General features: G+C 35.9%; 11 protein-coding genes. 7 read left to right on the top strand and 4 right to left on the bottom strand.

Annotated elements, in window-relative coordinates:
• Window positions 1-121: 121 nt before the first annotated feature.
• Together ABVM53_RS04395 and ABVM53_RS04390 are read left to right on the top strand one after the other, a co-directional pair.
• Window positions 122-1,003, top strand: coding sequence for a hypothetical protein (locus tag ABVM53_RS04395; protein ID WP_405329876.1), 882 nt, complete (start codon window positions 122-124; stop codon window positions 1,001-1,003).
• Window positions 1,004-1,029: 26 nt separating this feature from the next.
• A complete protein-coding gene (locus ABVM53_RS04390) occupies window positions 1,030-2,028 on the top strand; it encodes a fasciclin domain-containing protein (protein ID WP_405329874.1) in 999 nt (332 codons plus the stop codon).
• A 154-nt stretch (window positions 2,029-2,182) separates the two neighbouring features.
• On the opposite strand, the gene ABVM53_RS04385 is transcribed toward ABVM53_RS04390, so the two are convergent.
• Both ABVM53_RS04385 and ABVM53_RS04380 read right to left on the bottom strand, forming a co-directional pair.
• A complete protein-coding gene (locus ABVM53_RS04385; protein ID WP_405329871.1) occupies window positions 2,183-3,772 on the bottom strand; it encodes a 4Fe-4S binding protein in 1,590 nt (529 codons plus the stop codon).
• Between the two features lie 24 nt (window positions 3,773-3,796).
• Window positions 3,797-5,089: an NAD(P)/FAD-dependent oxidoreductase gene (locus ABVM53_RS04380; protein WP_405329869.1), complete on the bottom strand. Its 1,293-nt coding sequence runs from the start codon at window positions 5,087-5,089 to the stop codon at window positions 3,797-3,799.
• 133 nt (window positions 5,090-5,222) lie between these two features.
• Between ABVM53_RS04380 and ABVM53_RS04375 the strand changes: the two genes are divergently transcribed.
• Window positions 5,223-6,242 (top strand): glycoside hydrolase family 113, encoded by a 1,020-nt coding sequence (locus ABVM53_RS04375; protein WP_405329866.1) that lies wholly within the window; start codon window positions 5,223-5,225, stop codon window positions 6,240-6,242.
• A gap of 82 nt (window positions 6,243-6,324) precedes the next feature.
• Window positions 6,325-6,483: a YqaE/Pmp3 family membrane protein gene (locus ABVM53_RS04370; RefSeq protein ID WP_128758266.1), complete on the top strand. Its 159-nt coding sequence runs from the start codon at window positions 6,325-6,327 to the stop codon at window positions 6,481-6,483.
• An 87-nt stretch (window positions 6,484-6,570) separates the two neighbouring features.
• On the opposite strand, the gene ABVM53_RS04365 is transcribed toward ABVM53_RS04370, so the two are convergent.
• Window positions 6,571-7,275 (bottom strand): TIGR04283 family arsenosugar biosynthesis glycosyltransferase, encoded by a 705-nt coding sequence (locus ABVM53_RS04365; RefSeq protein ID WP_405329863.1) that lies wholly within the window; start codon window positions 7,273-7,275, stop codon window positions 6,571-6,573.
• Between the two features lie 121 nt (window positions 7,276-7,396).
• Window positions 7,397-8,188, bottom strand: coding sequence for a DUF547 domain-containing protein (locus ABVM53_RS04360; RefSeq protein ID WP_405329861.1), 792 nt, complete (start codon window positions 8,186-8,188; stop codon window positions 7,397-7,399).
• Between the two features lie 234 nt (window positions 8,189-8,422).
• On the opposite strand from ABVM53_RS04360, the gene der reads away from it, so the two are divergent.
• The 3 genes from der (at window position 8,423) to ABVM53_RS04345 (ending at window position 15,491) form a co-directional block, all read left to right on the top strand.
• The gene (gene der / locus ABVM53_RS04355; protein ID WP_128758269.1) at window positions 8,423-9,727 is read left to right on the top strand and encodes a ribosome biogenesis GTPase Der; all 1,305 of its coding nucleotides are present in this window, start codon (window positions 8,423-8,425) and stop codon (window positions 9,725-9,727) included.
• 113 nt (window positions 9,728-9,840) lie between these two features.
• Window positions 9,841-12,582, top strand: a complete 2,742-nt coding sequence (locus ABVM53_RS04350) for an outer membrane beta-barrel protein (protein ID WP_405329858.1) — start codon at window positions 9,841-9,843, stop codon at window positions 12,580-12,582.
• A 125-nt stretch (window positions 12,583-12,707) separates the two neighbouring features.
• Window positions 12,708-15,491, top strand: coding sequence for an outer membrane beta-barrel protein (locus ABVM53_RS04345; protein WP_405329855.1), 2,784 nt, complete (start codon window positions 12,708-12,710; stop codon window positions 15,489-15,491).
• The last annotated feature ends 20 nt before the right edge of the window (window positions 15,492-15,511 follow it).

Raw genomic sequence — 15,511 nt, 5'->3', positions numbered from 1 at the left:
ATTCTTTAAGCCCGTACTCAAGTATACGAGAAAAACCGACTCAAGGTTTTTAACAGAATATTGTGAAAACCAGCCTCAAATCTTCTGCGTATCTCTTATTGTTAACTATAAACGATAAATTATGAATTTAAACTTACGCTTAATTACAGGTCTGCTTTTAATGCTACCTGTTCTAATGATAGCTCAGAGCCCGGTTAGTGGTTTTATGAAAGCTAAAGGAGAAGGAAGCTTTACGCTATCTTTTTCTTCTGAAGAATATGATGAAGTATTCTTAGTACCACAAAAAGTAAATGGGGTTCCTGTATTTAACGAAGTGCAAACCACTAGCTATTCACTTTATGGAGAATATGGTATAACCGATGACCTGGATATAGTGGTAAACTTACCTTATATAAAGGCAGAAGGTGAAGCAACTGCTGAGACACTTGCTAATAATGGACTTACCAATGAAGTTAAGGGCTTTCAGGATTTAAGTGTTTATGGAAAGTACCGAATTACAAATGTGAAAACTCCTAAAGGTTCTATTGATTTAATCGCAGCAGCAGGAGTAGAGCTGCCGGTTGGCGATTATAGTGAAGATCCGGGATTTCAATCTATTATTGCCATTGGTAACAGATCTACAGATATAACAGGGCTAGCAATAGCATCTTATAAAAATGACTCTGGCTTCTTTGCCACAGGTCAAATCGGATATAGTTTACGCAGTAATGATGTGCCTAATTCTTTGCTAAGCGAATTCAAATTAGGGTATGCTGCAGATATGTTTTACTTAGATGCATATGTGGCTAATCAATTATCAGATAAAGATGGGGTAGATATATTTGGTGAAGGTTTCACAGGATTTTTTCCGGCGACCCGAGTTAATTATACGCGTCTAGGTTTTACTGCTTATGTGCCACTTTATAGAGGTATAGGGGTGTCTGGCGGATATAGTACTTACGTAAATGGTCGTAATCTTGGAGATTCTGACGGGTATAACTGGGGACTTACTTACTCATTTTAATCACTAAATTTTTACACTTAAATATTATGAAAAACTTATATAAATATACTGGTATTGCTATTGCGCTTCTAAGTGTGGTACTTACTTCTTCTTGTGAGAGTGAATCTGCCTACGAAGACCAACTAACATCTATTGCAGGTGTAGCTGTGGCAAATCCCGCTTTTAGTACCTTAGAATCTGCTGCAATTAATGCCAATTTAGTAGGTGTTTTAAGTAATGCCAATCCTAATGATCCTTCGGGAGATTATACTGTTTTTGCTCCTACAAATGATGCTTTTGCACGTTTAGGACTTGAAGAAGCTACATTAGGAGTATTAACAACTCCTTTTTTAACCAATGCACTTTTATATCACGTTTCTAACGGAAACTTAGTATCTGGGGGTTTTGAAGCAGGAGGATCATCAAATTCTGCTTTAGGTATTTCCCGCAGATTTGTGATGCGCGGATCTGATGTATATATAAACGGATCAAAAATACTTGCTACAGATGTGCGTGCTCAAAATGGTACAGTTCACGTAATTGATAAAGTTATGATTGCTACTGGAGGCAATGTAGTTGAATCTGCTGTGGCTTTGCAAAGTGCTCAAGTTTTTAAAACACCAGAATTAAGCTATTTAGTTGAAGCCGTATTGTACGCAGAATTAGCTGAAGCTCTAAATAATCCAGATGCTAACTTTACTGTTTTTGCTCCTAATGATCAAGCATTCATAAATTTAGGTGCTGCATTAGGATTAACATTCACACAACCATCAGACGTTAGACAACTCGATAAAGCTCTTGTTACTGAAGTTTTATTGAATCACGTATTTGCTGATGTTTCTTCAGATAAGTTTACTTCAGAATTAAGTGCTGGTTCTTATGATGCGTTGGGTTCTGACTCAATTACTCTAGGAGCTTTTAATAACGGAACACTTACAGTAAGTGGTTCTGGTAATGCAACTCCTGCAAATATGGTTATTCCAGATGTACAAACTACAAATGGTATTGTACATGTGATCGATCAGGTTTTATTGCCTGTTCTATAAAAATAGATTGTTTGTTTGTTGATTTGTAGAAAAGGCGGAAATGTGTATTTCCGCCTTTTCTTTTTGCTTTATACTGAAAAGCTAAAGTTATTTTATTCAACTTAAAAACATACGATTATCTAAACTAGCTAGAACTCATTAGGATTCTGTCTTGTTACTTTTGGTTTAAGTAATCCATTAAGTTAACATCGTTTCCTAGTAATACCTCCCGGCTGTTAATGCGATTGTCTGTTGCGGCATTTTCTAGTTTTAAAACTCCACGTGGACAAACGGCAGAACAAATACCACAACCCACGCAACTTGCACGTACAATATTCTCACCTTTTTGAGCATACGCACGTACATCTATTCCCATCTCACAGTAAGAAGAGCAATTTCCACAAGAAATACATTGTCCACCATTTGTAGTAATTCTAAATTTTGAAAATAGACGTTGCTGTAATCCTAATATTGCAGCCATAGGACAACCAAAACGGCACCAAACACGATTTCCAAAAATCGGGTAGAAACCGGTTCCTATAACACCACTAAAAATAGAACCTATTAAAAAACCGTATGAGGTACGTAAGGTTTCCGCGGGTATTAAAAAGAGGGTGTTTCCGCTGGCGTAATGTATACCTATTAGAGCCAGAACAATTACTAGATAGCCAATAGCACCATATCTAGCATCTTGCTTTAATTCTTCTTTTTTAAATAACCAGATAGCACCAAAAAGAAGTGTAAGGAAAACCGCTACACCTATTAAAAATACATCTTTTGTAAGCCAGTATTTATCGGGATTGTCGCCTAGGTAAGTTGCTATTACAGCAGTGGTCATAATGACTACAAAAACAAGAACACTATGTACTACCCAGCGCTCTATCTTCCAGGCAGATTCACTCTTATCACTTAAATGTCTAAAAGGATCACCAGCAGTTTCTGCCAGACCACCACAACCACAAACCCAAGAGCAATACCACCGCTTACCATATTTATAGGTAAGAATAGGGGTGATGATAAATATGGAAGCAATACCGAAAATCAACAGCGCTAGCCCAATGTCTCCTGCAGATATAAAATCATCTACACGATATTGTTCAAAATTGTAATAGTTAAGTGGCCAGATGTTTTTTAAATCATAATAGGGCAAACTAAATTCATCAGAATTTAATCGAGCCATTAGTTCGGGTATAAGGAAAGCAAAGGCTGTTTGAAAAAACATTACGCTAATTGTACGTAGTCGTTCATAGCGATTGTGGCGGTATTTCCACATAAATTTTATCCCAAATGCAAGAATAGCGATAGTATAGAGAGTACCGTAAACAAACCATTGACTTGCCGGCCCACCACTTAGTACGTTACTCAACGGATCAAAAAGTGCTATTAATCCTGTATTAGCTCCGTCAGCATTTAATCCTAAAAGATCTGCTCTAAAATATAGAAGTATATAAAAGCCTGTTAGACCCAATCCTGCAACCCAGGCTAGAAACCCTCGACTGGAAATAGATTTAAACCAAACTCCATCATTTTTAATTCCTTCTTCCTTATCTGCATAAGCACCATAACTAAAAATGAGAATACCAGCAAAAAGACCACCTAGTGATAAACTTAGCCATAAAGTCTTGTTAGGAAAGTTAACATTAAAGACTGCTAAAAGCAGCACTAAAAGACTGGCTACGCCTAACGCTGTTCCCAGCTTTTGTGTGAGATTTATTGAAGCGGGTGGTTGTCCCGTAAGTGACATATCTCGTTGTATAGTACTCATATATTAGATGTTGAGGTGTAAGTGTTAAGCTCTGGCAGCGTATGCTTTTTTAATATCGCTCTCGTAGTGTCTATAAAATTCAGGATCAAAATTAGCATGACGTAAATTTTCTATAACATAATCTATATCGCGCTGCTCATTTAACCAGCGATCAAAGACTTCGTGTTTCATACGTATTCCAAATGTATTGATGCCTAAAAATGTGTGATCTTCTTTATTGTATGCTACTGTAATACAGGTTTTATCATTATCGTGTTTCCAATGAAAATGCTCTTCATACTCTTTCTTATTTTTATTGCTAAATACCCAACCGTAGGTTTGATATTCTATATCAAAAAATTTAGCGCTATTAAACCAGTTCCCAGGTTGGTATTCAAAAGGTGTTCCGCAGATTGTTTGCGCTACAGTTTCTCCCATCATTCTTCCGGTATACCATACAGCTTCAACCGGCTTGCGTAAACCTATTGCTTCGCGTTGCTGAGCACAATCGCCAATTGCGTATACATTTTTTACACTGGTCTCAAGCAATCTATTTACGAGAATCCCTTTGTCGGTTTCAATATTAGAATTTTCAAGAAAGTCGATTTTAGGTTTTACTCCTGTGGTAATTCCCACTAAATTGCATGGGATTTCTTCTCCTTTTTTAGTTAAGATAGCACGTACATTGCCTTTACCGTCATCTAGAATCTTATCAAGTTCTTCTTGATGTCTTAAATCTATACCGTGAGAAAGTATGTGTCTTGAGATCATTCCTGCTTCTCCATCTGGTAAAACGCCAGACCAGAACGCATGTTCACGCACTAAGACGGTTACTTCGATTTTACGAGTATGCAGCATTTCTGCCATCTCAACACCTATAAGTCCGCCACCTACAATTACAGCTTTAGGACAAATTTCATTATTAGGAGCAGTCTTTTCTAACTGTTCTAGATCTTGCTTAGAGACTAAGCCTTGGACGCCGTTAAGATCCTGACCTTCCCATCCATATTTAGCGGGCACAGACCCTGTTGCTAAAATGAGCTTGTCGTAGTTTATACTAGTACCATCGGCTAAAACGAGTGATTGATTAGCAGTCTCTACTTTTTCGACATATGCATTTATCAGTTCAATTCGATTTTTTGACCAAAACTTATCTTCATAGGGTTTGAGATCTTTCCAGCGCATATGCCCCATATAAACATACATTAGTGCTGTTCGGGAAAAGAAGTAATCACTCTCAGCAGAAATAATGGTTATTTTATGATCAGATTTTTTACGCAGATGTCTGGCAGCAGTTACGCCGGCAATGCCATTACCTACAATAACTATATGCTCCATAAAAGGCTTTATAACTTATGTGGTTGTATTTAAAGATAAGATTTAGAGATGGCAAAACAGTTTATATCACTGGTATTTTAATGATGCCGGTTGTAATTAGAACTTATCTAAATTTCAAGTACTTTTGATATCTATGAAAAAGTCGTTTGCCCTCGTATTTACTAACATTATTTTATTTTTTTTAATAGGTTGTTCTGCCACACCCGTTGCAAAACAAAAAATTAATGGTGTGAGTTTTGTGTCTTCAAAAGATACCTTATTACAAACTCATATAGATCCTGTTTTACGCATACAAGCCAGTCACGCTGCGGTTATGCCTTTTGCATTTGTGAGAGATAAGAACAATCCTGAATTACTATTTAACACAGAGCGGCAATGGTATGGGGAGCGTTACCAAGGTGCAAAGCAATACATAGAATCATTACACGCTAGTAAAATTAAAGTTATGTTGAAGCCGCATATCTGGATATGGAAAGGTGTCTTTACGGGTGATATGCATATGAATACTGAAGAAGAGTGGCTCGTATTTGAGAAAAGTTACGAGGAATATATTTTATTGTATGCACAACTTGCTCAAGATATGGGTGTCGAATTATTTTGTGTGGGTACCGAATTATATAATTTTACTAATGAGCGCCACCAATTCTGGGATCAACTTATAGATAAAGTTCGGAATGTATATACAGGTAAAATCACATATGCTGAAAACTGGGATAAGGTTGACAAAGTACACTTCTGGCAAGAACTTGATTATATAGGTGCAGATGCCTACTTTCCCATTTCAGAACAAAAAACGCCATCTGTAGCCGAAGCTAGAGAAGGATGGCAAGTGCATAAGAAGCTTCTTAAAGATCTTACTGAAAAATATAACCGACCGGTTCTTTTTACCGAATTTGGATATCGAAGTGCAGACTATTCAGGTAAAGAACCTTGGGCAAGTGATAGACACGATGGGGCAATGAACAGTGAGTCGCAGAAAAACTTATATGAAGCCACTTTTGAAGAATTCTGGGATGAGCCGTGGTTTGCCGGAGGCTTTGTATGGAAATGGTTTCACGATCATAAACGGTCTGCTTCCGAAGAAAATAACCGATTTACGCCACAAGGAAAGCCTGCCGAAGAGGTTCTTCTAAAATGGTACTCCAGAATGTAAAACTCTTGCCAATTAAGATTTGTTTAAGGTGCTGAAATTATGAAACTTAATATCTTCATCCTCTAATCAAAAAAAAATAACCATGTCAATATTAACAATCCTTATTACAATTATATTACCTCCACTTGCAGTTGCAATGAATAAAGGAGTAGGTAAAGATTTAATTATAAATATAATTCTAACTCTGTTAGGATGGGTGCCAGGAGTAATTCACGCTTTCTACGTTAATAGTAGAGGTTAATATTTCTCCCAGCTTAAAAAAAGGTCTTTATAAGTGCGCTTATAAAGACCTTTTTTTATACACTATATTTTATAGAAAGCTGAGTATTTATTTTTTTAGATTTTTCTTATAGTAGGCGTGAAGTTCTTCTGCAGAGGCTCCCATCCATTTCTTTACATAGATTGTCCAGAAGTGGTATTGCACAAACCAAACTCCGTATTTTTCATAAAGTCTAGCCGACGAGATTAAAGGATGTTGTATTACAACAAATTCATTGCGTGCATACAATTCGTTAATCAAGATATTATCTTCATAGATAATATAGTTTTCATCGTAACCTCCTATTTCATCAAAAAGTGTTGTAGTTATAAACTGACTTTGGTCACCACCTCGGCACGCTCTCCAGCTAAACCTTGTAAGGTAACTCGCTAATCTCAGCCACCAGTGCTCATTATCAAATTTCATTCTAAAACACCCGGCCAGATTTCCTTTAAGAACTTCATCTTGAATAAGCATATCATAATTTGCAGGAGGAAAAGAGTCTGCATGTAGAAAATAAAGTATATCTCCAGTTGCTACTCCTGCACCAGTATTCATTTGCTTTGCGCGACCTCTGCTAGAATTTACAATATGCACACTTACCAGATTATCTCTCTTAAATTTGTGCGCTAATTCTAGAGTATCATCTTCACTACCACCATCTACAATAACCAGTTCAAGATGCTCTTTTGCAGTTGCTTTTAAAACTAAGTGGTTGAGAAGTTGAGGTAAATTATAAGATTCATTAAGAACCGGAATAATAATGCTTAACATAAAAAATTAATCTATAGCTAATTAGGAGAAGATCGAGGTCAAAGCTAGTTTAATTGAAGGGCTATATGAAACGAAAAATCCCACAATTTGCAGGATTTTTCTATTTCGGGCATTTATTCTGTTATTGCTTATTTAAGCTCCAGTTATAGTCTTTATATGTAACTGGGGTTCCCGCTTTTATTTTAGTTGTACTGTATTTATTTATATAATCTATGATAGTAGGAGTTTCTGTAGTTATAAAATCTTTTTTATACCAATCAAAAATTGAAGATACTTTTGCATTTGTTGCAGAGATATCATTCTTATCAGAGTTTATAAATTCACGAGTAACTTTGTCTAATTGTTCATTAATTTTCCCAGCAGTGTAAGCTTCATTTAATAATTTTGGACACGAGATTGAAGCGCAGTTTATGGCAAAATGTATACGTGCATCATTCATTTTTCTAAGAATTCCATTCTCGATTCCACCTAATGAAAGATTACGACTTCCTACCGGTACACTAGCTTTTGTCCAAGCGCCATCTATGTCTTTAATACTTTTTGTAGGATAATTATTTAAAATTAAATCTACAGTATAAGCATTGTACAAGTTTATGTAATAAGCCAGTAGTTCTTGTACAGACCAGTCATTACCAGGATTGTACCCAGATAATTTTTGTAGATAGGCATCAAGCTTTGATCGATCTTTTTTGAACCCCTCGTAGTTGACTAGTCCGGAGTTGCTAACGTGCGTTTTTAATAAGGCATTCCATTCACTATGATCTACGTTTACTGCAGAATTTGCCGTAGTTGAGGTCAAGTCTGTAGGAACTTCTTTTGTGGGTTGTCCTGCATTGCTTAAGCCAGCTGCAGATAATAAGTTACAGCTTTGTAAACTCAATGCTACTGCAATACATATTAAAAATCTTTTCATAACTAGATACATAATGTTTTGTGTTGTTTGCCTTTATATACGCAAGCTAGCGGGATATAGATTTGAGAAGTCGCACATTAACATATTTCTTAACAGAATTTGGCTCAACTTTATAATACAGGTTCTTATTGAAGACTATTGTTTTGATTTTGTAGTTTTTAGGTTATTTGATAAGCTGTATTACATATGTATTTAATTGTCGTAATTTTGCAGCGCTAAAAGCACTAAGACACAATTATGAGTATCGTAGCTATTGTAGGGAGACCTAATGTGGGAAAATCCACTTTTTTTAATCGATTAATTCAACGTAGAGAAGCTATTGTTGACGCCGTGAGTGGTGTAACCCGTGATCGTCATTATGGGAAAACAGACTGGAATGGTAAAGAATTTTCAGTAATTGATACAGGAGGTTATGTATTAGGAAGTGACGATGTCTTTGAGGCAGAAATAGATAAACAAGTAGAATTAGCGATTGAAGAAGCAGATGTAATTTTATTTCTGGTAGATGTTGAGGCTGGGGTTACGGGTATGGATGAAGATGTTGCTTCACTTTTAAGACGAGTAAATAAACCGGTATTTCTAGTAGTGAATAAAGTAGATAATGCAATGCGTGAGGAAAACGCAGTAGAATTCTACAGCCTTGGATTAGGAAATTATTACACAATTGCCAGTATAAGTGGTAGTGGTACAGGTGATCTTTTAGATGCACTAGTTGAAGCTTTGCCAGAAGAAGAAGCTGCAGAAGAAAGTATTTTACCACGCTTTGCTGTTGTAGGAAGACCTAACGCAGGTAAATCGTCTTTTATAAATGCATTAATAGGAGAGAATAGATATATTGTTACTGACATTGCCGGTACCACTAGAGATTCTATAGATACTCGTTATAATCGTTTTGGATTTGAGTTTAACCTGGTTGATACTGCGGGAATTCGTCGTAAGGCAAAGGTTAAAGAAGATCTTGAATTTTACTCAGTAATGCGCTCGGTGCGCGCAATTGAGCATTGTGATGTATGTCTGGTTGTATTAGATGCAACACGAGGATTTGATGGGCAGGTTCAAAATATTTTCTGGCTTGCAGAGCGCAACAGAAAGGGTATTGTAATCCTTGTTAACAAATGGGATTTAGTAGAGAAAGATCATAAGTCTACTCGTGAGTTTGAAAAAGCAATTATGGAACAAATGGAACCTTTTACAGATGTGCCAATTGTTTTTATCTCGGCATTAACTAAGCAGCGAGTTTACAAGGCTATTGAAACCGCAGTTCAAGTTTATGAAAACCGTAGCAAGCGAATTAAAACAAGCGAACTTAACGATCTAATGCTTCCTTTAATTGAAGCTTATCCTCCACCGGCAAACAAAGGGAAATATATTAAGATTAAGTATTGTATGCAGTTGCCTACACCGCATCCGCAGTTTGCTTTCTTTTGTAACCTTCCGCAGTATGTAAAAGAACCTTATAAACGTTTTATCGAAAACAAACTTCGTGAGAATTTTGACTTCAAAGGGGTTCCTATAGCCGTTTACTTCCGTAAGAAATAATTTATAGTATTAGTTAAAACAAAAAGCCACTTTATTCAAAGTGGCTTTTTATTTTAAACCTTTGCGGGTTTTGTGAGTCTAACCCCCTAACGTAAAATTTACGCATATTACCTATGAAGCAAATTCTACTTCTCACTATAAGCCTTTTTGCATTACAACTTCAAGCCCAAGATTTTTCGATCACAGGTAAAACGATAGATGCCCAGGGAATTTCATTAGAATCTGCGACAGTATATTTAGAAAAATTAAGTGATAGTAGTTTAGTTACTTATGCTATTACCGATAAAGATGGAATATTTAATTTAGAGGGTAGTTCACAAGAAAAGGAAGTTAATTTGTTCATCTCTTATGCAGGATTTAAGCCTTATCGTAAAAAACTTTCTTTAGAACAATCATTAGACCTTGGACCGGTAAAATTAGAAGTTCAGGATAATGTGCTAGATGAGGTGCTGGTAGTTGCTAATCGCGCTCCTGTAACTATAAAAAAGGATACGTTAGAATTTAATGCAGCATCATTTGCAACACGACCAGATGCTAATTTAGAAGAACTACTCAAAAAGCTTCCGGGAGCAGAGGTCGATTCTGATGGAGCAATAACCATTAACGGTAAACCGGTAACACGCATACTTGTAAATGGAAAGGAATTTTTTGGAGATGATCCGAAAATTGCTACAAAAAACCTTCCGAAAGAAATTATTGAGAAGCTGCAAGTGGTTGATACCAAAACAAAATCTGAAGAATTTACCGGTAAAGCCGGAGATCCAGATAATAAGACGATAAACATCACCATTAAAAAAGATAAGAATAAAGGATATTTTGCTAGAGCTACTGCAGGAGCAGGTACAAATGATCGTTATGAGATGAGCGGTATAGGCAATATATTTAGAGATAATGAGCGGGTGACCATTCTCGCGGGTTCAAATAATATAAACAGCTCGGGGTTTGATTTTGATGATGTTTATGGAATGATGGGTAGAAGTGGAGCTCGTGCTGTAGAATCTGGTAATCGTAGCGGTGGAATTACAAAATCTGAAACTGCAGGTATAAATTATAGCAATGAATGGCTAGATAAATATGAGTTTGATGGAGATTATTTCTTCGATAGATCCAATACGGATACACGCACGCGTACAGAACGTGAGAATATTCTGCCAGATACTACTTATTTCTCAAATTCTGAATCTAGCAGCAATGCTTTGAATGATCGGCATCGAGCAAATGCTCGTATAGAGGTCGAATTTGATACATTAACAAGGCTTTCTTTTTCTCCGCGATTTGATACGAGCAAACTTCAATCTACTCGTAACTCAACAGCTAATTCGCTCGATGGCAACCGGGATTTAGTCAATAATACTTTTACCACAGATCAAGAAGATATCTTTAATTTGAGAGTACGTAACAATCTTGACTTTATAAAACGCTTTGGCAACCGGGGTGCTTATTTACGATTAGATTTGTCTCAGGAGTATAATAATCAGGAAAGTGATAATTTATACTTTTCAGAAAGTAACTTTTTTAATGATAATCCGCGTACCGAAACTCAAGATCAATTTATAGATGAAGACGAGAAAGAATATCAATACGGATTAGGCATAGAACAGCGTCTGGTACTGGCGACAGATTTTTATCTTGATTTAAATTACAATTTCTCATCTGCAAAGTCTACTAACTCAAGATACGTTTTTGAAGCAGATACCGCTGGAGAGTATACTGTACGCAACGACAGTTTGAGTAGTAATTTTGAAGTTAAAACATATAGAAATACACCAAGTCTCGGATTAAACTACGACCACGAAGGTTGGCGTATAAATGCAGATGTAGGACTTCTAAATACAATTCTTAAAAATGAGAATTTGTTAAATCCGGTGAGTTTTAATAACACGTATAACAATCTTTACATTCGTACGGGAATACGATATGAATTGCAACGTTCTAAAAGTATTTATGTAGATTATCGTACAAATGCAAATACCCCGTCTATACGTCAACTACAACCTGTTCCAGATCAAACAAATCCTTTAAACATTATTATAGGAAATCCTAGTTTGCGCCCTGCTTACAGCCATAACATAGGTGCAGGATTTAGAAGTTTTAATTTTGGCTCTGGTGGTGGTAGCGGTATTTTTAGTTCGTTATCATTAGATTTTACCGAGAACCAAGTGGTTTCTGTAAGTAGCGTAGGTGATGATTTAAGACGTACAACTACATATGCAAATGTTGATGGAGCTATGTCTGCTTCTGCCCGGGTTTTCTACACAAAGAGTACACGTAAAGAAGAACAAGAGTTTAGATACAGACTTAGTTTAACGGGTAGCCACGATAAAAATGTAGGGTTTACAAATGGGACTTTGTTTGATTCTAAACGATTACGTATAAATCCTGGATTAAGATTAACCTATGCCATTCAGGAATTAATAGATATAAATCCGAGTTATAATTTAACCTATAACAATACGAAGTATTCCATCAATGAAGATCGCAATCAGGAATTTATAAACCATACCGTTGGATTTGAAGCAACTAGTTATTGGCCTAAAAATGTGATTTTTGGTAACGATATCACATACAACTACAATGGGAATGTTTCACCAGGTTTTCAGAATTCTTCTGTATTATGGAATAGTAGTTTGGGATATCAATTTCTGGAAGAAAAAGCGACCCTAAAACTCAAAATTTATGATCTCCTAGATCAAGTTGTAGACACGCAGCGTATAACAGGTGATGATTATGTACAAGATACAAACAGTCTGATTCTTACGCAGTATGCAATGTTAAGCTTTACGTACAAGCTGAGCAATTTTGGAGGAAATAAGGGAGGAGGTAGACCGGGCTCCAACCGTAGAAGAAGATTCTAATCTACTCAGTCTCTGTGTTAAATATATCTTAAAATTAAAAACTAATTTTTTAGTTATATATTATTTACGGTTATTCGTGTATCAATCAACATCAATCAACATCAATCATGAATAATCGTTTATTAATGAGCCTAGTAATAGGCTTTCTTTCCCTAACTGTATGCTCTCAAGAATTTAAAATCACCGGTAATCTTAAGGATGGTATAGAAAAATCACCTCTTGAAGCAGCTACTATTGTACTTGAAACTATTAAAGATAGTACTGTAATAACCTATACCATAAGTGATAGAGATGGTTATTTTGAGTTAAGTGGTCGTACCCAACTACCTAAAGCAAATTTGTTTGTCACCTTTGTAGGTTACGAATCTTTTGAACAAGAGATTAACTTATCAGATAAAAGCGATATCGATTTAGGTACAGTTTACTTAGATTTTATGGTAGAATCTTTAGGGGATGTTGTGGTTAAAGCCCGTACACCTCCTGTAATTATAAAGAAGGACACTTTAGAGTTTAATGCAGCCTCTTTCAAAACAAAGCCCGACGCTACACTAGAGGATTTACTTAAAGAACTTCCTGGTGCCGAAGTAGGTGAGGATGGACAAATACGAATAAATGGCAAGCCCGTAAACCAAATTCTCGTTAACGGAAAACCTTTCTTTAGCGATGATCCTACAATTGCTACACGTAATCTTACCAAAGAAATCATCAATAAAATTCAAGTAGTTGATACTAAAACCGAATCTCAGGAATTTACCGGAGAAGAAGGAGATGCCGAAAACAAAACAATAAATATTACCATTGACGAAGATAAAAATAAAGGAATTTTTGGTCGTGTAGCTGCAGGTGTTGGAACAGATGAACGTTTTGAATACGCGGGACTTCTTAATTATTTTGATAATGATTTGCGTATAAGTGTTTTAGGAGGTGGGAATAATATCAATTCGCCGGGATTTAGTTTTGGTGAAATTCAGAAGATGTTTGGGAATGCGAGCTATATGTCTATGGATGGTAATGGCTCATTTAATATTGACGGAAGAAGTTTTGGATCTGGACAAGGCATTACAAATTCAAGAACAGCCGGCGCCAACGTTGCTAATAACCTAGGGGAAAAAATAGAGATTTCTGGAGACTATTTTTATTCGGGATCAGATAGTTTTGAAGAAACAACGCGATCAAGAGAAAATATACTTCCTCAAAACCGATTTTTCTCTGAGTCTTTTTCAACATCAAACACATCTTCAGACAATCACAGTGCAAATATGCGCTTTCAGGCAAAAATAGATTCTACACTGCTAGTAGAAATATTACCTCGTTTAAACTACCAAAAGGGAACAAATTTTAATTCTGAAAATTCTTCAACCCGTAATGAAAGTGGTGAGCTTGTAAATACTTCAAATTTTGATAATGAGGGGTTGAGGACATCACGCGATTTTAGTACGCGTCTTACAACAACAAAAAAATACGGTTCTGGAGGAGGATTTGTGCGTGTAGATGCCACGGTATCTATTAATGATAATGATAGAGACGATTACATTAATTCAGAAACACAGGTCTTTGGTAATGATGCACAAGAAATCATCAGAAATCAATTTACAGATGGAAATGATAAGGTAAATAATATAAAGGCAAGTGCAACTTGGAGATTACCACTTATTGCTAAAAAATTACATCTAGAAACCCAGTACGAATTTAATATCGAAGATCGATCTAATGAGCAATTGGTATATAGTTTTAATGAGGATACGCAGATTTATGACCAGATTATACTGCCACAGAGTACAGATTTTGAAAGTAGAAATGAAGTGAGTAGACCAGAAATAGGGTTGAGATATAATTCTGAAAAAATGAATGCCGGGCTTGCACTTGCTTATGTAAACCGAACGCTTACAGGTGAAGAAATGTTAAGTGATAGTAATGGTGATCGGGTACGTGATATAGATTTTGAAAACAATTTTGATGCCCTTGAAGCTCGAGCTAATTTACGATATAGCTTTAGCAAGAAAATGAGTTTTTGGTCAAATTACCGTTTGAGTAATACCGCTCCTGAAGTACGCCAGTTATCTCCTTATGTAGATGTATCAGATCCGCTTAATACAATACAAGGTAATCCCAATCTAAACCCTACAAATAGACATTCACTATATATGGGTTTAAATAATTTTGACTGGGCTACAAACACTGGTTATTACAGTTATCTGGGAATGAGCTTTACAAATGATAGAGTAGTGAATCAGACAATGGTAGATGATAATTTTGTGCGGTCTACTACATTTACCAATGTTGATGGTATTTATGACATTTACGGAAGTTTAAGTTATAGTAAAAATTTTGAGCTTGATAGTCTGCGATCTGTTAAAGCAGATATAGGAATAGATGCAAATCTAAACAGGTATGTAAACTTTTTCAACGCAGAGCAGTATGCTAATCTCACAAAAACCTATACTCCTTCTATTAATTTTAGATTTGTATGGAAAGATCTTTTTGAATTTAGACCAGAGTACAGAATCAACTTTACTGAAACCTCATTCAATCGGGATTTTTTTGAAGGGCGTAGTTTTACACAACACAATCTGCGTTTGCGCACAACGACATATCTACCTAAATGGTTGACCTGGGAAAATGATATTCGATATGTGTATAATCCTAATGTGAGCAGCGGATTTCAAAAAGATGCAGTTTTCTGGAATACCTCATTAGGGTATTCATTTATGAATGACAAATCGTTATTGACTTTCAAAGTATATGACCTTCTTGATCAAAATACTAATTCGAGAAGAAATGCAACTCAATCCTATGTTGAAGATGTTCAAAGTACTGTTTTGAGACAATACTTTATGTTAAGCTTCAGCTATAAGTTTAATACACTAGGTAAAAAAGGAGAGGTTAGAGAAAATTCCTGGTGGGATTAAAAATTCAGCAGTGGGTTATA

The organism is Leeuwenhoekiella sp. LLG6367-2.1, from assembly GCF_045055775.1.
Lineage (GTDB): Bacteria > Bacteroidota > Bacteroidia > Flavobacteriales > Flavobacteriaceae > Leeuwenhoekiella > Leeuwenhoekiella aequorea.
This window is presented reverse-complemented; position numbering and strand designations above follow the sequence as displayed.